Genomic DNA, 19,512 nt, shown 5'->3' with positions numbered 1-19,512 from the left:
TTTCAAGCTTGAGGCTTCAACGATGAATTGGTTCATGAAACTTAGTCTGGCTAAGAAGTTGCTCAGCGCATTCTTCACGCTCGCACTGATCGCCGCGGGAATGGGCCTGTATGGCCTGAGTAACATCATCTCAGTCGGCAACGCGCTGAACGGGTTGTATCAGAACAACCTGGTTGCAACTGCCAAAGCGCAGAACGCTTACACCCAGTATCTGATCTACACCCGTACCGCGCTGCGGTTGCTGACCCAGGAAGGTGCCGCGCGTGAGGAAACCGTCAAGCGCGCCATCGAGTACCGTCAGGTGTCGCAAGACGCGTTCGACGAGTACCGCAAGACGGTGATGAGCGATGTGGAGATCAAGATCGCTGACAATATCCAGCAGGGCCTGGATGCCTACATTGCCGGAGTGCAGAACGCACTGGCGCTGGCGCGAGAGGATCGGGCCGCTGAAGGCATGGCTATCATCAATGGTCCGCTGCGGCCGATCTCCCACGAAATTGAAAGCAACTTCGAAGCGCTGGTAGGCGAGATGCTGAAGCAGGGCGCGGCAGCGGATCAGGCGGCTACCAACACCGTCGCCTCGATGAAGGTCGTGATGGGCATCGTCATCGCCCTGGCCGTGCTGGCCGCCATTCTGTTCGGCATGTTCCTGACTCGTGTGGTCGTGCGCCAGCTCGGCGGAGAGCCGGATTACGCCCGTGATGTCGTGCAACGTATCGCCCAGGGCGACCTGACGGTGAAGGTCAACCTGCGCAAGGGCGACGAGGACAGCCTGCTCGCCGCGATGAATAGCATGGTCGCCCGGCTGACCGATGTCATCGGCCAGGTCACCGCTTCGGCCAACTCGCTGGCTTCGGCTTCCGAGCAGGTTTCCGCCTCGTCCGGCACGCTCAGCCAGAACGCTACCGAGCAGGCATCCAGCGTGGAGGAGATCAGTGCCTCCATCGAGGAGACCGCAGCGACCGTCACGCAGAATGCGGAAAACGCTGGCCTCACCGACAGCATGGCTACCCAATCCGCAAGTTCGGCCAAGGAGGGCGGCGAGGCGGTACGCGAAACCGTCGACGCCATGAAGTCCATTGCCGACAAGATCAGCATCATCGATGACATCGCTTATCAGACCAACCTGTTGGCGCTGAACGCGGCCATCGAGGCGGCACGTGCCGGTGATCATGGCAAGGGCTTTGCGGTAGTGGCAGCCGAGGTGCGCAAGCTGGCCGAACGGTCCCAGGTGGCGGCGCAGGAAATCGGTGCACTGGCCGGTTCCAGCGTGAAGATGTCCGAGCGCGCCGGCACGCTGCTGGAAGAGATGCTGCCGTCCATCGGCAAGACAGCTGATCTGGTCAAGGAAATCGCGGCCGCGTCGCAGGAACAGCGCTCGGGTATTGATCAGATCAACGGCGCCATCGTCGAGCTTTCCAAGACGACCCAGGCCAACGCCTCGGCCTCCGAAGAGCTTTCCGCTACTGCCGATGAAATGAGCAGCCAGGCGCTGCAACTGCAGAGCGTCATGCAGTTCTTCAAGACTGAGCAGCAGCGTGCCGAGCGGGTATCGGGCAATGCGCGTAGCGCGCGGCCGACAAGTGCTCGTAGTGCGACGCAGAGCGGCGTCTCGACGGATGCCGTCGACGAAAAACTCTTCGTTAACTTCTGAGGTGTTCCATGGCTGAGTCCGAGGAAAATCTCGAACTGGTACGGCAGTACCTGATGTTCAACCTGAGTGGCGAAACCTATGGTGTGGGCATCCACGCCATCCGCGAGATCATCGAGTACCCCGGGGTCACAGCGATTCCGCTGGCGCCTCGTTTCCTACACGGAGTGATCAATCTGCGCGGTGCGGTGGTGCCGGTGCTCGATCTGTCGGTGCGCTTCGGCCAGGAGCCCACCCGCATCAACCGTCGAACCTGCATCGTGGTTGTCGAGGTCGCGCAGGGCGACAACCTGCACATGCTCGGTGTTCTGGTCGATGGCGTGACCGAGGTGCGTGAGGTGGAGCCGGGCGAAGTGGAGCGCAAACCGCAGTTCGGCACCGGCCTGCGCAATGACTTCGTCATCGGCATGCTGCGCCGCGAGCAGGGCTTCATCCCGATCCTCGATATCGCTTCGGTGCTATCGCTGGTGGAGCTGGAAACGTTGATCGAGGCCGGCTCCGGCTCCGGTGCCGATGTCGCGGCGGCGGGATAATGCCTCGATGAAGTCGCTCAGTCCTGCCAGCTTTAAGCAGATCCAGCAATGGTTGTACCAGACCGCTGGCATCCTCCTGACAACGCAAAAAAGCTCAATGGTGGTCAGTCGGCTATGGCGCCGAGTCGATGAGCTGGGGCTAGCAGACTTCGATGCTTATCTCGCCCTCGTTTTCAGTCCGGAAGGAAAGGCGGAGCGAGCGGAGATGCTCGACCGCCTGACAACCAACGAAACCTACTTCTTTCGAGAGCCGGCGCATTTCGCCCGGCTCAAGAACCAGATCATCCCCAGTTGCGATGAACGGCCGATGAAGGTCTGGTGTGCGGCGTCATCAACCGGAGAAGAGCCTTACAGCCTGGCGATGGTGCTGGCCGACCAACTGGGCGAGGGCGGCTGGCAACTGGTGGCCAGCGATATCTGTGGCCGGGCTCTTCAGCAGGCACGTAGCGGCCTGTATCGGCTGGACCGCGTCGAGCTGTTGCCCGTGGATTACCTCAAGCGCTATTGCCGGCGCGGCACGGGTGCTTATCAAGGAATGATGATGATCGATTCGGCGCTGCGTGCCCGAGTGCGTTTCGAGCAGCACAATTTGCTCTGCGCCTGGCCGGAGGCCGGGGCCTTCGATGTGATTTTCCTGCGTAACGTACTGATCTATTTCGACCAGCCGACGCGTCAGCGAGTGATGGACAACCTGTGTGCGGCTCTGCGTCCAGGCGGATGGCTCATCATCGGCCATTGCGAATCGCTGACCGGTATCCGTTTACCGCTGCAGCAGCTGGCACCATCGATTTACCGTGCTCCGGAATCGACGGCAGCGCGGAGAGTGTCGGCATGATCAAGGTCATGATCGTCGATGATTCGGCAGTGGTGCGCTCGATGCTGCGCGAGCAGCTGGAGGCAGAGCCCGACATCGAGGTGATCGGTGTTGCGCCTGATCCATTGTTCGCATTTCAGAAGCTGCGTACCCTGCGCCCCGACGTGCTGGTGGTCGATGTCGAAATGCCGCGGATGGATGGGCTGACCTTTCTGCGCCAGCTGATGCAGGACGACCCCATCCCAACCATCGTGTTCTCATCTCTGGCCGAACAGGGCTCGGCCGTTGCGCTGGATGCCATGGACGCTGGTGCGGTGGCGATCCTGTGCAAGCCGGGAGGGGGCGTAGGCCAGTTCATTCAGGAGCAGCGTGCGCAGCTGGTACAGACGGTGCGTCAGGCTGCCTCCAGCCGTATGCGCAGGGTCGGGTGTGCCGGTAAGTTGGCGACGAGCGGCGTTCCTCCTCTGGCAGCTGTTGCGCTCAGCCGTACTACCGATGCGATTGTTGCGATCGGTACCTCCACCGGTGGAACGCGAGCGCTGGAATACCTGCTGAAGCGGATGCCGAAGGACTGTACGGGCATGGTCATCGTGCAGCACATGCCGGCGAATTTCACGCGGCAGTTCGCGCAGCGGCTCGACGCGGCCTGTGATATCGAAGTTCGCGAGGCGCAGGACGGCGACCGCGTCCTGCCGGGGCGAGCGTTGATAGCCCCGGGCGGCCTGCACCTGAGCGTCAGGCGTAACGGCGCGCAATATCAGGTGATGGTGCAGGATGGGCCTCCTGTCTCGCGCCACAAGCCCTCGGTGGATGTGCTGTTCCGCTCGCTGGCCAACGCTGCGGGGCGCAATGCGCTCGGTGTCATAATGACCGGCATGGGTGACGATGGCGCCCGTGGGCTGAAGGCGATGCGAGATGCCGGGGCCGCGACGCTGGCTCAGGATGAAGAGAGCTGCGTGGTGTTCGGCATGCCTAAGGAAGCGATTCGCCTGGGTGGCGTAGAGCAGATTTGCAACCTGGAGGATCTGCCCGAGCGGATCGCCCATTACGGACAGAAGTTTTGACAGGATTGGAACCATTTAAGGGGGCGGGCTTGGCCGAGCTCCCGGAAGCAGTTCGGGCGCAGAAGGTGCTCATCGTCGAGGACAGTCCATTCCAGCGCGAGCTGCTTTGCGCGCTGCTAAGGGGGTTTGGCCTTCAGGATATCCAGCAGGTCGATGATGGCGCGGCTGCATTGGCCATCCTTCGGGACAGTCACGGCGAACTGTCGCTGCTGCTCGTCGATCTGGAGATGCCGGGGATGAACGGCATTGAACTGCTGCAGCGATTGGGCGAGGAACGGATTTTCTCCGAAGTGGTAGTTGTCAGTGCCCGGGAAGAAGCGCTGATCTCCACGGTCGAAAGCATGCTGCATGCGGCGGGCGTTCCTTTGCTCGGCAGTCTGCGAAAGCCGATCGAGGGCCGTGACCTGCATCGACTGTTGTCTCAGGCGGGGCAGCGGCGAGACAAGCAGGGCGGCTGTGAGCGCGCTCGCTCGCTGCCCAGCGAGGCAGCGCTCGGGTCGGCGCTCCAGCGTGGCTGCATACAGCCTTACTACCAGCCGAAGGTGCACCTGCTAAGCGGAAGGGTCACCGGCTACGAAGTGCTGGCGCGTTGGCTAGAGCCGGGCGGCGTGGTTATCTCGCCAGCTGATTTCATTCCCCTGGCCACCGGCAGTGGCCAACTCTGCGAACTGACCTACTGCCTGGTACGACAGGCCATGGAACATTTGTCGAGCTTGCAGGACGCGTCCATCAGCATCGCCCTGAATGTGGACATCAGCCTGCTGGCCAATCGCCATTTTGCGGATGATCTTATTCGTCTGGTGGCTGCAGCGCGATGCCACCCGAGCCAGGTGATCCTCGAAGTCACCGAGAGCGCGCTGATGGACGATCCGCTGGTGACACTGGCGTCTGTCGGACGCCTGCGCCTGGCGGGTTTCGGCCTTTCGATAGACGACTATGGCACTGGCTTTTCGACCCTCCGCCAGCTTTCGCGCCTGCCCTTCACCGAGCTAAAGATCGACCGTGCTTTCGTTCGCGAGGCACATCAGAACCGGCGTGCTCGGGCGATTTTGTACTCGGCAATTCAGACAGGACACAAGCTCGGGTTGCCTTGCGTAGCCGAAGGGGTCGAGTGCAAGGACGACCTGTTTTTGGTTGAGTTGCTGGGTTGCCATTCGGGACAGGGCTACCTATTCGCGCGACCGATGCCAGCGGACCAGCTTGCAGACTGGCATCAGCGGCATAAGGGAAACACGTCCCTCAACGATTGGCTCGTAGATTCAGAGCGGTACACGGAATGACCAGGTTCTCCCGTCTCCTTACCCCAATAGGTGCCTGCCTGCTATTGGTGCTTCTTACCATTGCAGGGCTACAAACGGTGCGCAGCAAGGTGGCGGCCAATAATGCCGCCCAGTTCGATGCGCGGATGAAGGTGATAAAGGACCTATTGCAGTACTGGCAGCACCGTCATCTGATAGCCGTCCGCGGGCTGGCAGAGCTGCACGATGTGCAGGCCTGGGTGGTTCGGCGATTGGAGAACCCCGGGGCTAGTGTTGACCACTATCTGGCCGAGCATCTGCGTCCCCTGTATCTGGGGCAGGGATACGCGGGGCACGTACTGTTCGATGGCGACCTGCGGGTGATAAGTGACAGCAACCTGACCCATCGGCGCAGCTTTGCGCTTCCGGAGCTGGCCAGCGACACGTTGCTGCGTAGCCAACGGGAAGGTGGGGCCATTTCCCGCCCGTTTCCGGCCCCGGTGGCCTTGCTAAATCCCGATCAGGTTTTTCCGGCAGGAACGCTCATGCAGATGGCGTGTGGACGCATCGGAATCGAGCGCAGCGCCGCGGCTCGTCCACCGGTTCTATGTCTGCGTCTGGCTCTAGACAACGAGCTGGGACCGTTGCTGACGCGGTTGGAGGGTCCACAGACCCGGGTGTTTGCGGTCGACGGCGAGGGGACGCGGCTTACGTCGGCTTCGCGCCCGAGTGACGCCTGGCGCCTATCGCCCGGCTTATCGTTCGGACCGGGGCATGACTCGGCCAGCTATTCCGAGGGCTACCGTGACCGTAATGGCGTGCTGGTTGCGGGCGCAGCCCTGTGGCTGGATGAGCTCGACCTGGGTTTGGTTGTCGAGCATGACCTGCTTCCGCTGTATGAGGCCTATCGGCTTGGGCGCAATCTGATCCTGACCTTGTGCGCGCTGGCCGTTGTCCTGGTGGTTTATCTAACTCTGAGGACCTGGCGTGATCGACAGCACCTCGCCGAGCGGGAATCGCTTTATCGGCAGGTGCTTGACCACTTGCCGCTGATGGTACGCATACGTGATCCGGAAGGGTGTGTGAAACTCGAGAACGAGGCTGTACGCGGTTCTGATGTCGAGAGCTGGGGGCGCCTCGACCTGCGCGGTTCCGGCCGGAGCAGCGAACTTCCCCCATTAAGCCAACTGGTATGGGAAGCGCAGCGCGAAACCTTGCTCTCGGGCACGTTGCAGGAACGCCAGTTCATATCGAGGGGAACGGACCAACATCAGGTTGATTTTCGCGCCTATCGTCTGATCGCTTTTCCCATACTCGACAACAAGGGTGGGCTTCGGGCGTTGGGCAGTCTCGCCATAGAGGAAACCGAGCAGGCCCGCGATCGACTCGCCTTAAGCGAGCTGGCGGCCGATCTGGAAAGACAGGTGTATGAGCGAACCGCGGAACTGGTGGCGGCCAAGGATCAGGCGGAAGCGGGCGCCCAGGCCAAGGCCAATTTCCTAGCCAACATGAGCCACGAGATTCGTTCGCCGCTCAACGCCGTGGTAGGTCTGGCGCACTTGGCTCGCCGAAGCAACCGCGATGCAAAGGTAGATGGCTATCTAGATAAGATTCTCAAGTCAGCGGAGCACCTGCAGGAGGTGGTCGGTGACATTCTCGACTTCAGCAAGATCGAAGCAGGCGAGATGCAGATCGAGCAGGTGGCTTTCTCACTACAGCGGTTGGTTGAGAGCGTCGTCGATATCGTATGGGAGCGGGCCAGTAGCAAGCAGCTTCGGCTTATTGTGGACATAGATCCGCGGCTGCCGGGGCAGTTCTATGGGGATCCGCTACGGATCGCTCAAGTTTTGATCAACTTGATGGATAACGCGATTAAGTTCACCGAGCGTGGCAGCATTTCATTGAGGGTTCGGCTGAATGAGCTCCATGGTAGGTGCTGCGATCTCTGTTTCGAAGTTCAGGATAGTGGCATCGGCATCCCCGCCGAAAGGCTGGATGAGATGTTTAAGCCATTCCAGCAAATGGATGACTCGATCGCTCGGCGCTACGGTGGTACTGGGTTGGGATTGGCTATTTGTGCGGAGCTGGCAACCCTCCTTGGCGGCAATCTCATCGCGCGCAGCCAGCCGAATATAGGAAGCTTGTTTGCGTTCGTTGTTAAGTTGGAACTTGCGCCAGGCGCCTACGATGGAGCCGAACCTGATCACGCGACCGATAGTTTTTCTCTGCGCGGCCGTCGCGTGTTACTGGTCGACGACGATCCTCTTAATCGTGAGGTAGCTTGCGAGCAGCTCATGTCGTTTGGGCTGGAAGTGAGTACTGCGATAAACGGGGCCGACGCATTGCAGCAGGTTGCAAGCGATCCCGGCTTAGAGCTGGTGTTGCTCGATGTCCAGATGCCTGTCATGGACGGCTTGGAGGTTGTCCGCAGGCTCCGTTGGAATAATCCTGACATTCCAGTGATTGCGCTTACGGCCAGCAACCTGGCGGGAGACCGCCAGCGATGCCTGCAATCGGGGATGAGTGACTATCTGGCGAAGCCGATCCACCCCAGGCACTTGGAAGCCTTGCTGGAGCGTTGGTTGTGCCGATCGACGCAGCCTTTGCCAGAGATCCGAGCGGAACAGGAAAAGGAGCTACTGCCGACCATTGAGGGGCTTGATCAGCGTTCTGCTCTAGAACGTTTACTAAATAACCATGACCTGTATCGATCTTTGCTGAAGCGTTTTGTTGATGATCACTCCGACTTTGCGGAAAGGCTTCATATCAGCCTCATGCAAGGACGAATAGAGGAAGCAAATGATTCGCTGCATCGGTTCAAATCATTGGCCGCAACGCTAGGCGCCGTGCGCCTGCAAAAGCTGAGCATTGACTTGGAGGTGCACCTTCTCAACGGCGATCGCTGGACCGGCGCTTATGAGCGCTTCGTTACTGAGTTCCAGCGTTTGCTTCGAGAAGTTGCATCCGCGCTGGCTTTATCGGGCAACTGATTGGCAAGCGGCTTAGTTCACCGGTAATGAAAGGCTAGCTCAGCTTCCCAATACCGAACTCTCCAGCAGAGCGGTCGTCCCATTTTCTAGACGGCACATTTCACTGTTTGGGGGGAATATCGATGGCCATGCTGGACACCCGCGGTATCGGGGCCTTTACCTTGCTCAAGCGTACCTTCAAGGAATTCAGCAGCGACGACATGTCCACCTATGCGTCGGCGCTGGCTTATCGCGGGCTGTTTGCGATGTTTCCGTTTCTCGTGTTTCTCATCGCGTTGCTGGGCTTTCTCGACCTGCAGAATTTCTTCGACTGGTTGCGCATGCAGGCGTCGCTTGCTCTGCCTCCGATAGCGATGGAGCAGATCAATCCGGTCATCGAGCAGCTGCAGGAGCAGCAGGCTGGCCTGTTGTCCTTCGGTATTCTCGTGGCGCTGTGGACCGCGTCCATCGGTTTCCGCTCGCTGATGAATGCGATGAACCGGGCCTACGACGTGGAGGAGGGGCGCCCGAGCTGGAAGCTGATCATGCTCTCGCTGGCCTACACCGTTGGCATAGCGGTGCTGCTGCTGCTCACGGCAGGGTTGATGATCATCGGGCCGCAAGCCATCGAGTGGCTGGCCGGGCAGGTGGGCATGCGCGATATGGTGGTGGTGCTGTGGACCTGGGCACGCTGGCCGGTGGTCGTGCTGACGCTGATGCTGGTGGTGGCACTGCTGTACTACGTAACACCCGACGTGGAGCAGGATTTCCGCTTTATCACACCAGGCTCGGTGCTGGCGGTGCTGGTGTGGATACTCGCCTCGATTGCCTTTGGCGTCTATGTGCAGAACTTCGCCGATTACAACGCTACTTACGGGAGCATTGGCGCGATCATCGTGTTGCTGCTGTATCTATACATCTCCGCAGCGGTGCTGTTGTTCGGCGCCGAACTCAACGCGGTGATAGAGCACGCTTCGGTCGAGGGCAAGGACGAGGGCGACAAGCAGCTGGACAGCTGAGGCGCCGTCCGGCGCTCCGCTGCGAACAACGCATCTCCGTTACGGTCATCTATTTCATTACAGAATTATTCCGCAGGGATTGCGGAGCATGTCGTTCGAACCCGCGACATGCCCGGCGAAGACCGGTGTTCTGCTACGGGACCGACGGAGAAGTACCTTGCATATCGCGGATATGACCATGTTCTATGCGCCCGCCAGTGGTGGCGTGCGCACCTACCTCGAGGCGAAGCATCGCAGGCTGCAGTTGTACTCCGGAGTGCGGCACAGCATCTTGGTGCCGGGCGGCGACTACAGTCACAACGACGGCCTTTATGAAGTGCCGGCGCCGATTCTGCCCTTCGGCAAGGGCTATCGCTTTCCGATCCGCCGTGCGCCTTGGTGCAACCTGCTGCGTTCGCTGCGCCCCGATCTGATTGAAGTCGGCGATCCCTACATGACGGCATGGGCGGCATTGGATGCGGGGCGCCGGCTGAATGTCCCGGTCATCGGTTTCTATCACTCCGATCTGCCGCTGCTGGTCAGCAATCGTATCGGCAGCTGGCTGGGTACCAATCTAAATGGCTACGTCTCGAAGCTGTACGGCAGCTTCGACCGGGTATTGGCGCCGAGCGAGGTGATGGCCGACAAACTGACCCATCTTGGGGTGAAAAGCGTGTTCGTGCAGCCCTTGGGCGTGGACCTGGAAACCTTCCGCCCCGAGCGGCGTGATCCCGATCTGCGCCGCGAACTGGGGTTGGCGGATGACACCCGGCTGATGATCTTCGCCGGGCGTGGCTCGCGGGAAAAGAACCTGCATATTCTGCTGGAAACCGCGCGCCAGCTCGGTAAGCCGTACCACTTGTTGTTGGTGGGCTCGAGCATGCCGCAGCGGGTACCGGAGAATGTCACGGTGATCGACCGCTTCTGTTGCGCCAGCGAAGTGGCGCGCTACATGGCCAGTAGTGATGTGCTGCTGCATGCCGGCAATCAGGAGACCTTCGGCTTGGTGGCTCTCGAAGCCATGGCCAGTGGTATCCCGGTGATCGCCGCGCGCGCCGGTGCATTGCCAGAGCTGGTGCCGTTCTACAGCGGTCGTCTGTGCCGGCCGCTGGACCCGAGGGCCATGGCGCATACCGTGCGCGAGCTGTTCGAAGACGACCCCCGGCTGCTCGGCCAACAGGCCCGCCAGCATGTCGAGGCGCACCACGCCTGGGATGCCGTCGTGGCCGGCTTGCTTGCTCACTACCACGCAGTGCTCGGCACCGCGGACCTGCCGGTAGCCGTACATGGCTGACGCTGCTCTGACGCTGGTGCTGCACGATGTAGCCGCGGAAACCTGGCCCGACTACCGACCCTTCGTCGAGGCGGTGGATGCCATCGGCGGCGTACCCATTACCTGGCTGGTGGTTCCGGATTTTCATCAGCGCAATCCGCTGGAACAGCAGCCGGATTTCTGCCGCCTGCTGGACCAGCGGGTGCAGCGTGGCGACGAGCTGGTGCTGCACGGCTGCTTCCACGCCGATCTCGAGCCCGCGCCAAGGACGCCGAAGGATTGGTTCATGCGACGGGTTTACACTCATGAAGGCGAGTTCTATGGCCTCGATGAACAGGCTGCTGGCGAGCGCCTGGGGCGTGGCCTGGAGCTGTTCCGGCGGCAGCAATGGCCGCTGCATGGTTTCGTCGCGCCGGCCTGGTTGATGAGCAAGGGAACACAGCGCGTATTGGCCGGCAGCGGACTGACCTATACCAGCGATCCCGGCCATCTCTACCTGCTGCCGGACTTCTCGCCGATCGTCGCCCCAGGGCTGGTCTGGAGCGCACGCAGTCCTTGGCGGCGCGGTGTGTCCTGGCTGGTTAGCGAGCGGCAGCTGCGCCAGAGCCGACAGGCGCCATTGCTGCGCTTGGGGGTGCATCCAGTGGACATGCGTCATGAGTTTTCCCGGCGCTACTGGCTCGATGTGCTCGAGCGCCTGCTTCAGGAAGGCAGGCGGCCGCTGACCAAGATCGACTGGCTGCGACAGTACCGGTCATCGAGCGCTGTGGCATGAATCGTCGCTGGTGGATCTTGGGCGGCGCGTTGCTCGGCGCGGCCATGGTGCCGCTGTTGCTCGGCGGTAGCGGTCTTTTCGAGCGGCTGCGCAGTTTTCCAGGCGGCCTGCTTGTGGCGATGCTCGGCATGGTGGTGCTGGGCTGGAATCTCAATGCGCTGCGCTTGCGCTTGCTGCTGGGGCGCAGACATTTGGGCCAGCGCCGAGCATTCGGCATCGTCGTAGCGACCGAGTTTGCCATCTGCGCTACACCCGGCGGCGCCGGCGGGCCGCTAACACTTATGGCGCTGCTGATGCGCCAGGGCGTGGCGCCAGCGAAGGGCACGGCAACCTATGCCGTCGAGCAGTTGACTGATCTACTGTTCTTCGCCTGCGCAATGGTCGGCGTGCTGATCTACGCGCTGACCCATGCATTGAGCACCCACATCGCCGGTTTGCTGGGCTTCAGCGTGGCGTTGCTGATCGGTGTAATAGCGCTGCTGGCGTTGCTCGGACGCTTCCACCGTCAGGTATTTCTGCTCAATGGCTGGCTGGTGACCCGGCTGGGCATGAAGCAGTCGCGCAAACGGCGCTGGGCGCGCAAGGTGCTGAGTTTTCGCAATGCACTGATCGACTGCTTCCGCTTACCGCGCCGTATATTGCTCGCCGTGTTCGGGCTCACCACGCTGCACTGGCTGCTGCGCTTCAGCGTGCTCTACCTGACGCTGCAGGGGCTGGGTAGCGAGCTGGCCTGGGCCTGGACCTTCCTCGTACAGTTGCTTGCATTGACTGCCGGCCAGCTCAGCCTGTTGCCGGGTGGCGCGGGCAGTGCCGAGCTGGCGTCGGCTGCGCTGCTGACGCCGATGGTCGGCAAGTCGACTACTGCGGCGGCGATACTGATCTGGCGCTTCGTGACCTATTACTTCTACCTCATTGCTGGCGCGCCAGTGTTTCTGCATCTGGCTGGCCGGCCCCTGCTGCGCCGGCTGATGCCCTCACGCCAGACATGAGCCGCTCTGGCCCGATGGCCGGGGCGAAACTAACGCTTCGCGTGAGCGGTCCACCTTATGTCACTAATGAATAAGTTAGGAGTTCGCCATGAGCAGTACCGAAGACAAGATCAAGGGCAATACCAACGAAGCCGTCGGCAAGATCAAGCAAGGCGTGGGCGAAGCGACCGACAACGAGCGCATGAAAGGCGAAGGCCAGCGCCAGGAAGTGAAGGGTGAGGCCCAGCAGGTCAAGGGCGATGTGAAAGACACCCTGAAAAAAGGCATCGACAAGGCCTGACCTGTCGCTGCCCTCGGCAGCACAAAAGAAAATGCCCGCATCGCTGCGGGCATTTTTCGTTCTGACTCTTGGTATCAGCGTTCCAGGTACTGCAGCTTGTCCTTCACGCCATCCCACTCTTCGGCATCGGCCAGCGCGTCTTTCTTCTCGGTGATGTTCGGCCAGACTTCCGCCAGATCCGCGTTCAGCTCGATGAACTCCTGCTGATCTTCCGGTACCTCGTCTTCGGAGAAGATCGCCTGAGCCGGGCACTCCGGCTCGCACAGCGCGCAGTCAATGCACTCGTCCGGGTGAATCACCAGAAAGTTCGGGCCTTCGTAGAAGCAGTCCACCGGGCAGACTTCCACGCAATCGGTGTATTTGCACTTGATGCAGTTGTCGGTGACGACGAAGGTCATGTCTAGCTATCTCCTCAGGCGTGTCAGGTAGGCGTTACGGTGACGCCCCTGCGAGTAGGCGGCACAGGCAAATGCCGCTTATCAAAAAAATGCGCGCGATTCTAGCAGCTTTCGCGGCGTATCAAATGCGTGATTTCAAGCTGTATAGCAGGTCCAGCGCCTGGCGCGGCGTCACATCATCGGGATTGATCCGTCCCAATTCCTCCAGCACCGGATGCGGCAGGCTGGCGAACAGGTCGCTTTGCATCGGCGGCGCTGGCTGGCCGGGCGCTATTCTCGGCGCTTCGTGGGCCAGGCTGGTGGTTTCCAGGCGCGACAGATGGTCGCGCGCACGCTGGATGACTTCGCCCGGCACACCGGCCAGCTGCGCCACGGCCAGGCCGTAGCTCTGGCTCGCCGGGCCCGGCAGCACGTGGTGCAGGAAGACGATACGCTCGTTGTGCTCGGTGGCGGAGAGATGCACGTTGGCTACCACCGGCTCGCTTTCCGGCAGCACCGTCAGCTCGAAGTAGTGGGTGGCGAACAGGGTGAACGCGCGCAGCTTGGCCAGATGCTCGGCGGCCGCCCAGGCCAGCGAGAGGCCATCGAAGGTGCTGGTGCCACGACCGACTTCGTCCATCAGCACCAGGCTGCGATCACTTGCGTTGTGCAGGATGTTGGCGGTTTCGCTCATCTCCACCATGAAGGTGGAGCGCCCGCCGGCCAGATCGTCGCTGGAGCCGATGCGGGTGAAGATGCGGTCTACCAGCGACAGCTCGCACGCTGCCGCAGGAACGAAACTGCCGATCTGTGCCAGTAGCACGATCAGCGCGGTCTGGCGCATGTAGGTGGATTTACCGCCCATGTTCGGTCCGGTGATGACCAACATGCGAGTGGCATCGTCGAGGCCCAGGTCGTTGGCGACGAAGGGCGTCTCCAGCACCTGCTCGACCACCGGGTGGCGGCCCTGCTCGATGCGCATGCACGGCTGCTCGACGAAGCGCGGGCGATTCAGGTCGAGATTAAGCGCGCGCTCGGCCAGGTTACTCAGCACGTCCAGTTCGGCCAGCGCGGCAGCGCTTTCCTGCAGCGGTGCCAGATGGCCGATGAGCATTTCCAGCAGCTCGTCGTAGAGCAGCTTCTCACGGGCCAGCGCGCGGCTCTTGGCCGACAGCGCCTTGTCTTCGAACTCCTTGAGCTCCGGCGTGATGAAGCGCTCGGCGCCCTTGAGCGTCTGCCGGCGGATGTAATCGGCCGGTGCGGATTCGGCCTGCTTGCTCGGTAGCTCAATGAAGTAGCCGTGCACGCGGTTGTAGCCGACCTTGAGGTTGGCCAGCCCGGTGCGGGCCTTCTCGCGGGTCTCCAGGTCCATCAGGTACTGGCCGGCGTTCTCGGAGAGCGACTGCAGCTCGTCCAGCTCGGCGTCGTAACCGGTCTTCAGCACGCCACCGTCACGGATTACCGCCGGCGGGTTGTCGATGATGGCGCGGGCCAGCAGTTCGGCCAGCTCCGGGTAGGTACTGATGCTTTTCGCCAGTTCGAGCAGATGCGGTGCCACCAGGTCCTGCATGCCGGCCTGCAGCTGCGGCAGCGCGGCCAAGGCATCGCGCAGGCGCGCCAGATCGCGTGGTCGGGCGTTGCGCAGGCCGATCCGAGCGAGGATGCGTTCCAGATCACCGATGTCCTTGAGCTGCGGCTGCAACTGCTCGAAACGGTAGTGCTCCAGCAGGCAGGTGATCGAGTCCTGGCGCGCTTCGAGAATCTCGCGGTTGCGCAGCGGTCGGTTCAGCCAGCGGGTCAGGAGGCGTGAGCCCATGGCGGTCTGGCAGCGGTCCATGACTGACTGCAGAGTGTTCTCGCGGCCGCCGGCCAGGTTGACGTCCAGCTCCAGGTTGCGACGGCTGGCGCCGTCGAGGATCACCGTGTCGTCGAGGCGCTCGTGGCGCAGGCTGCGCAGGTGGGGCAGGGCGGTGCGCTGAGTTTCCTTGGCGTAGGCGAGCAGGCAGCCAGCGGCGCCGATGGCCAGCGTCAGGTTCTCGCAGCCGAAGCCCTTGAGGTCCTGGGTGGAGAACTGCTGGCAGAGGCTCTTGAATGCCGAATCACGATCGAAATCCCAGGGCGCACGGCGGCGCACGCCGCGGCGTTTTTCCAGCGGCAGGCCCTGCGGCCAGTCGTCGGGGATCAGCAGTTCAGCCGGACTCAGTCGCTCCAGCTCGGCGAGCAGTGTTTCCCAGCCCTTGAGCTCTTGCACGCTGAAGCGTCCGCTGGCGATGTCCAGCACCGACAGACCGAACAGGCGCTCATCGCCGACCACCGCGGCCAGCAGGTTGTCGCGGCGCTCGTCGAGTAATGCCTCGTCGCTCACCGTGCCAGGGGTGATGATGCGCACCACCTGGCGTTCCACCGGGCCTTTGCTGGTCGCCGGGTCGCCGATCTGCTCGCAGATCACCACCGATTCGCCCAGCTTGACCAGCCGCGCCAGATAACCTTCGGCGGAGTGGAAGGGAATGCCGGCCATGGGAATCGCCGTACCCGCCGACTGCCCGCGGGCGGTCAGGGTGATATCGAGCAGGGCGGCGGCCTTCTTGGCGTCGTCATAGAACAGCTCGTAGAAGTCGCCCATGCGATAGAACATCAGCTGGTCCGGATGCTCGCGCTTGAGCTTCCAGTATTGCTGCATCATGGGCGTATGGGCGGAAAGGTCGGCGTTGGGCTTGGTCATCGGCTTGCGGTGCGGCTCGTTGATGGGCGAGAGAACCCGAGTCGTGCGTCCAGGTAGCGGCGTTGGTGGTGCCGCCCGGCTGGGGAGAGGGGTTCGCGCAGAAAGCCGGCAAGGTTACCACGGGCTGCGCTGCGCGGCAGGGACTGGCATCCGTTCGGATCGCGCCGGTGCCGATGTCTGTGGACGGTCATCTGTCGGGTCGGATCAGGAAAGCGTTGACAGACAAGCCGCCTCTGCCGATAACTCAGCCCCGTCGATCGGTTGCCGGCGCGCACGCGCGTAACCTGCGTTCTCCCTTTCGATGCCCTCTGATCTTGCGACTCTTCAGGCTCCCGGTGCCTGTTGCGGTAGCTTGCCCGATCGTCGTTCCTGCCTCGTGTCGTTCCTGCTTCATCAGCTGCTGCTGACGAACGGCGAGCGCATGCGTGCGTTAACCCCTCGCGTCAGTTCCCTGCGGTAACTCTGGCGACCTCCCCCTGGCCAAAGTGAGAGCAGACATGTCCCGACTACTCGGTCTCGATGCCCTGCGCGGCGTAGCGGCATTGTGCGTTGCCTATTCCCATCTGATCGCAAAAATGAAGCGCGACGGCCATTTCGACGAAGTGACCGGCCTACTGTTCAGCGTCAGCAAGATGGTTCTGGATGTCGGCAAAACAAGCGTGCTGGTGCTGTTCGCGCTGAGCGGTTACTTCGTCGTGGCCGCGCTTTACAAGAGTCGCGGCCGATACGAGCGACCTATCGCGGCATTCGCCTATCAGCGTTTTTTCAGGCTGTTCCCGTTGTACTGGTTGTCGCTGTTCCTCGGCGTCATGTTCCCCTGGGACGATCCGGCCAAAGTATTCAGTCCGACTGTCATCGCCATCAACGCGACGATGCTGCAAGGCTTCGTGTTCGTCGACAACGTGATCGGCTTGTACTGGACGCTGCAGATCGAGCTCACGTTCTACGTACTGTGCATCCTGATCTTCGCGCTGCGGCTCGGTGGCTCTGCAAAACGGGATCTGCTGTTCCTGCTCGCGCAATACCTGTTCACGCTGTCGTTGGCCTTCATGCGTTACAAGCTTGATATGAAATTGCCGGTGGCCCTGCCGTTGATGCTGAGCGTGTGTTTTCTCGGCGCCTTGTGGCGATCAACCGACAACGGTCGAGCCGCAGATACCGGACGCTATGCTCGCATCGCGGTCGGGCTGTTCTATCTGTTCCTGCTGCCGATCTGCGTGCTTGCCTACTCGCGTGACACGGGCTTCGGCGAAACCTGGTATCGCTACTGCGTCAGCTATGGCGTGGGGGTTACGCTGTTCCTGGGTGCCACGCGCATCAGTGGCAACAAACTGCGCTGGCTAGCGCCGCTTGGCGGCGTCGGATACATCCTCTTTCTCTCCCATCCGTCGGTATTTGCGATTGCCGAACGTCTGGGCTTTGGTGCGGGCGATCTGGCCCTTCCGGGGCCGCTGTATATCGCTGCAATGCTGATGGTGCTGACGCTGTTCGGGTTCTTCGTGAAACGCACCCTCGCCGACCCCATTCAGCGTTATGGCGATGCAGTGGTGAGTCGTCGCGGACGGCGGATCAGTGAACACATCGCTCTGCCTGTTCACCAGGATGCTCGATGATCGGGTGCGGGGGCCGTCCGGCCAGCCACGATCGAGGCGGGCTGAACTCTGCGATTTACTGGTGTAGGGTGTGGGCCACCTTTGAGGATTGCGCGGAGCACCGATGAATCTCACTGAACTGGCGGCACGCCTGGGCGAAGAGCTGCAGCGCCTCGGCGCCCAGATCACCACGGCAGAGTCCTGCACGGGTGGCGGGATCGCCGAGGCCATCACCCGTATTGCCGGCAGCTCGGCCTGGTTCGAGGTGGGCTACATCACCTATTCCAATGCCCAGAAGACGCGCCAGCTTGGCGTGCCTGCAGAGTTGTTCGAGCAGGTTGGCGCTGTCAGCGCGGAGGTGGTACAGGCCATGGCGCGCGGTGCACAGCGCAACAGCGAAGCGCGCTTTGCGGTGGCGGTCAGCGGCGTGGCTGGGCCCGGTGGTGGTACGGCTGAGAAGCCCGTGGGCACGGTGTGGATCGCCTGGGCCGATGGCGCTCAGGTATATGCGCAGCATCACTTGTTTAGCGGCGATCGGCAGGCCGTGCGCGAGCAGACGGTAGCGGCCGCGCTGCAAGGGTTGATCGCACTGACGGTCGGAGAAAAACCGGTTCGGGGCTAGGCGAGCAAAATCGCCTATGTTCTAATACTGTCTACTTATACAGTTGTTGTGGCCTCCGGCCCTCTTGATCAAGTGAGGATTTGATGGACGAGAACAAGAAGCGCGCCTTGGCTGCAGCCCTGGGCCAGATCGAAAAGCAGTTCGGCAAGGGCGCAGTGATGCGCATGGGCGACCACGATCGCCAGGCCATTCCGGCCATCTCTACCGGCTCGCTGGGCCTGGACATCGCGCTTGGCATCGGCGGCCTGCCTAAGGGCCGTATCGTCGAAATCTACGGTCCGGAATCCTCCGGTAAGACCACTCTGACCCTGTCGGTGATCGCCGAAGCGCAGAAGATGGGCGCTACCTGCGCCTTCGTCGATGCCGAACACGCGCTGGACCCGGACTATGCCGGCAAGCTGGGCGTGAATGTCGACGACCTGCTGGTTTCGCAGCCGGACACCGGCGAGCAGGCACTGGAAATCACCGACATGCTGGTGCGCTCCAACGCGGTTGACGTGATCATCGTCGACTCCGTGGCGGCGCTGGTGCCCAAGGCCGAGATCGAAGGCGAGATGGGCGATACCCACGTCGGCCTGCAGGCACGTCTGATGTCTCAGGCGCTACGCAAGATCACCGGCAACATCAAGAACGCCAACTGCCTGGTCATCTTCATCAACCAGATCCGCATGAAGATCGGCGTGATGTTCGGCAGCCCGGAAACCACCACCGGTGGTAACGCTCTCAAGTTCTACGCCTCGGTCCGTCTGGATATCCGTCGTACTGGCGCGGTGAAGGAAGGCGACGAAGTGGTCGGTAGTGAAACCCGCGTCAAGGTCGTGAAGAACAAGGTGGCGCCACCGTTCCGTCAGGCCGAGTTCCAGATTCTCTATGGCAAGGGCATCTACCGCAGTGGCGAAGTCATCGACCTTGGCGTGCAGCAAGGCCTGGTCGAGAAGTCCGGCGCCTGGTATGCCTACAAGGGCAACAAGATCGGCCAGGGCAAGGCCAATGCCGCCAAATACCTGGAAGACAATCCGGAAATCGGTCAGGAGATTGAGCAGCAGATCCGTAACAAGCTGCTGGTGGTCTCCGGCGGCAGCAAGGCGAACGTGGCCAGCGAAGATCTGGCTGACGCCGACCTCTGATCCATATGCCAGCCGTGCTCGATAATCCCGTCGCAGTGCGGCGGGCGGCCATGGATCTGCTGGCTCGACGCGAACATGGACGCGTCGAGCTGGCTCGCAAACTGCGCCAGCGTGGCGCCCCGCCTGATTTGATCGAGCAGGCCCTGGATCGCCTCTGCGAGCAGGGCCTGTTATCCGAATCCCGTTATCTCGAAAGCTTTGTCAGAAGCCGGGCCAATGCCGGCTACGGGCCGTTGCGCATCCGCGAAGAGCTGGCTCAGCGTGGCCTGCCCAGGGCAGATATCGAGCAGGCCCTGCGCGACAGTGGCTTCGACTGGAACGAGCAGCTGCGTGAACTCTGGCAGCGCAAGTTCGGCCAGTTGCCCGCCGATGCAAAGGAGCGGGCCAAGCAGGGACGTTTTCTCAGCTATCGCGGTTATTCGCTAGAGCTGATCAGCCGGTTGCTGCGCGGCGGCAGTTCGGTTGATTGAAGCGCAGAAGCACCTCGC

At 61.7% G+C, this 19,512-nt stretch carries 17 protein-coding genes and 1 pseudogene; 16 read left to right on the top strand and 2 right to left on the bottom strand.

Annotated features, from left to right (window positions below; genetic code table 11):
* Positions 1-22 precede the first annotated feature (22 nt).
* The 12 genes and pseudogenes from UIB01_RS23635 to UIB01_RS14230 all read left to right on the top strand — a co-directional run.
* A pseudogene (locus UIB01_RS23635) lies at positions 23-508 on the top strand (MCP four helix bundle domain-containing protein); the annotation flags it as partial.
* Positions 509-529: 21 nt separating this feature from the next.
* Positions 530-1,654 carry a methyl-accepting chemotaxis protein gene (locus tag UIB01_RS14280; protein ID WP_439655088.1) on the top strand — a complete coding sequence of 375 codons (1,125 nt, stop codon included), beginning with the start codon at positions 530-532 and terminating at the stop codon, positions 1,652-1,654.
* An 8-nt stretch (positions 1,655-1,662) separates the two neighbouring features.
* Positions 1,663-2,184: a chemotaxis protein CheW gene (locus UIB01_RS14275; RefSeq protein ID WP_038661788.1), complete on the top strand. Its 522-nt coding sequence runs from the start codon at positions 1,663-1,665 to the stop codon at positions 2,182-2,184.
* A gap of 7 nt (positions 2,185-2,191) precedes the next feature.
* Positions 2,192-3,019, top strand: coding sequence for a CheR family methyltransferase (locus UIB01_RS14270; protein ID WP_038661786.1), 828 nt, complete (start codon positions 2,192-2,194; stop codon positions 3,017-3,019).
* On the top strand, positions 3,016-4,062 hold the full coding sequence (locus UIB01_RS14265; protein ID WP_038661783.1) for a protein-glutamate methylesterase/protein-glutamine glutaminase: 1,047 nt from the start codon (positions 3,016-3,018) through the stop codon (positions 4,060-4,062). Before UIB01_RS14270 ends, UIB01_RS14265 begins: the two co-directional genes overlap by 4 nt.
* Positions 4,008-5,342: an EAL domain-containing response regulator gene (locus UIB01_RS14260; protein ID WP_080695090.1), complete on the top strand. Its 1,335-nt coding sequence runs from the start codon at positions 4,008-4,010 to the stop codon at positions 5,340-5,342. The genes UIB01_RS14265 and UIB01_RS14260 overlap by 55 nt, the downstream gene beginning before the upstream one ends.
* Complete coding sequence (locus UIB01_RS22520) at positions 5,339-8,290, top strand: response regulator (RefSeq protein WP_051605087.1); 2,952 nt, start codon at positions 5,339-5,341, stop codon at positions 8,288-8,290. The genes UIB01_RS14260 and UIB01_RS22520 overlap by 4 nt, the downstream gene beginning before the upstream one ends.
* Before the next feature lie 122 nt (positions 8,291-8,412).
* Complete coding sequence (locus UIB01_RS14250; protein WP_038661777.1) at positions 8,413-9,288, top strand: YihY/virulence factor BrkB family protein; 876 nt, start codon at positions 8,413-8,415, stop codon at positions 9,286-9,288.
* A 157-nt stretch (positions 9,289-9,445) separates the two neighbouring features.
* The gene (gene gpgS, locus UIB01_RS14245; protein WP_038661774.1) at positions 9,446-10,561 is read left to right on the top strand and encodes an N-acetylglucosaminyl phosphatidylglycerol synthase; all 1,116 of its coding nucleotides are present in this window, start codon (positions 9,446-9,448) and stop codon (positions 10,559-10,561) included.
* Complete coding sequence (gene gpgD, locus UIB01_RS14240; protein WP_038661772.1) at positions 10,554-11,315, top strand: N-acetylglucosaminyl phosphatidylglycerol deacetylase; 762 nt, start codon at positions 10,554-10,556, stop codon at positions 11,313-11,315. Before gpgS ends, gpgD begins: the two co-directional genes overlap by 8 nt.
* Complete coding sequence (gene gpgF, locus UIB01_RS14235) at positions 11,312-12,304, top strand: glucosaminyl phosphatidylglycerol flippase (RefSeq protein ID WP_038661769.1); 993 nt, start codon at positions 11,312-11,314, stop codon at positions 12,302-12,304. Before gpgD ends, gpgF begins: the two co-directional genes overlap by 4 nt.
* 88 nt (positions 12,305-12,392) lie before the next feature.
* Positions 12,393-12,584 (top strand): CsbD family protein, encoded by a 192-nt coding sequence (locus UIB01_RS14230; RefSeq protein ID WP_038661766.1) that lies wholly within the window; start codon positions 12,393-12,395, stop codon positions 12,582-12,584.
* A 74-nt stretch (positions 12,585-12,658) separates the two neighbouring features.
* On the opposite strand, the gene fdxA is transcribed toward UIB01_RS14230, so the two are convergent.
* Together fdxA and mutS are read right to left on the bottom strand one after the other, a co-directional pair.
* Entirely contained in the window at positions 12,659-12,982 is a 324-nt protein-coding gene (gene fdxA, locus UIB01_RS14225; RefSeq protein WP_003285709.1) for a ferredoxin FdxA, read from the bottom strand.
* A 121-nt stretch (positions 12,983-13,103) separates the two neighbouring features.
* Positions 13,104-15,683 carry a DNA mismatch repair protein MutS gene (gene mutS / locus UIB01_RS14220; RefSeq protein ID WP_038661763.1) on the bottom strand — a complete coding sequence of 860 codons (2,580 nt, stop codon included), beginning with the start codon at positions 15,681-15,683 and terminating at the stop codon, positions 13,104-13,106.
* 497 nt (positions 15,684-16,180) lie between these two features.
* Here mutS and UIB01_RS14215 point away from each other — a divergent pair, with 497 nt between their 5' ends.
* The 4 genes from UIB01_RS14215 (at position 16,181) to recX (ending at position 19,494) form a co-directional block, all read left to right on the top strand.
* Positions 16,181-17,296, top strand: a complete 1,116-nt coding sequence (locus UIB01_RS14215; protein WP_038661760.1) for an acyltransferase family protein — start codon at positions 16,181-16,183, stop codon at positions 17,294-17,296.
* A gap of 103 nt (positions 17,297-17,399) precedes the next feature.
* Positions 17,400-17,897: a CinA family protein gene (locus UIB01_RS14210; RefSeq protein ID WP_038661757.1), complete on the top strand. Its 498-nt coding sequence runs from the start codon at positions 17,400-17,402 to the stop codon at positions 17,895-17,897.
* Positions 17,898-17,980: 83 nt separating this feature from the next.
* Positions 17,981-19,024 (top strand): recombinase RecA, encoded by a 1,044-nt coding sequence (recA, locus tag UIB01_RS14205; protein ID WP_038661754.1) that lies wholly within the window; start codon positions 17,981-17,983, stop codon positions 19,022-19,024.
* Positions 19,025-19,029: 5 nt separating this feature from the next.
* A complete protein-coding gene (gene recX / locus UIB01_RS14200) occupies positions 19,030-19,494 on the top strand; it encodes a recombination regulator RecX (protein ID WP_038661751.1) in 465 nt (154 codons plus the stop codon).
* The last annotated feature ends 18 nt before the right edge of the window (positions 19,495-19,512 follow it).

Source organism: Stutzerimonas decontaminans (assembly GCF_000661915.1).
GTDB classification, from domain to species: Bacteria; Pseudomonadota; Gammaproteobacteria; order Pseudomonadales; family Pseudomonadaceae; genus Stutzerimonas; species Stutzerimonas decontaminans.
The sequence above is the reverse complement of the archived record's forward strand: the minus strand, read 5'-3'. Positions and strand labels throughout refer to the sequence as shown.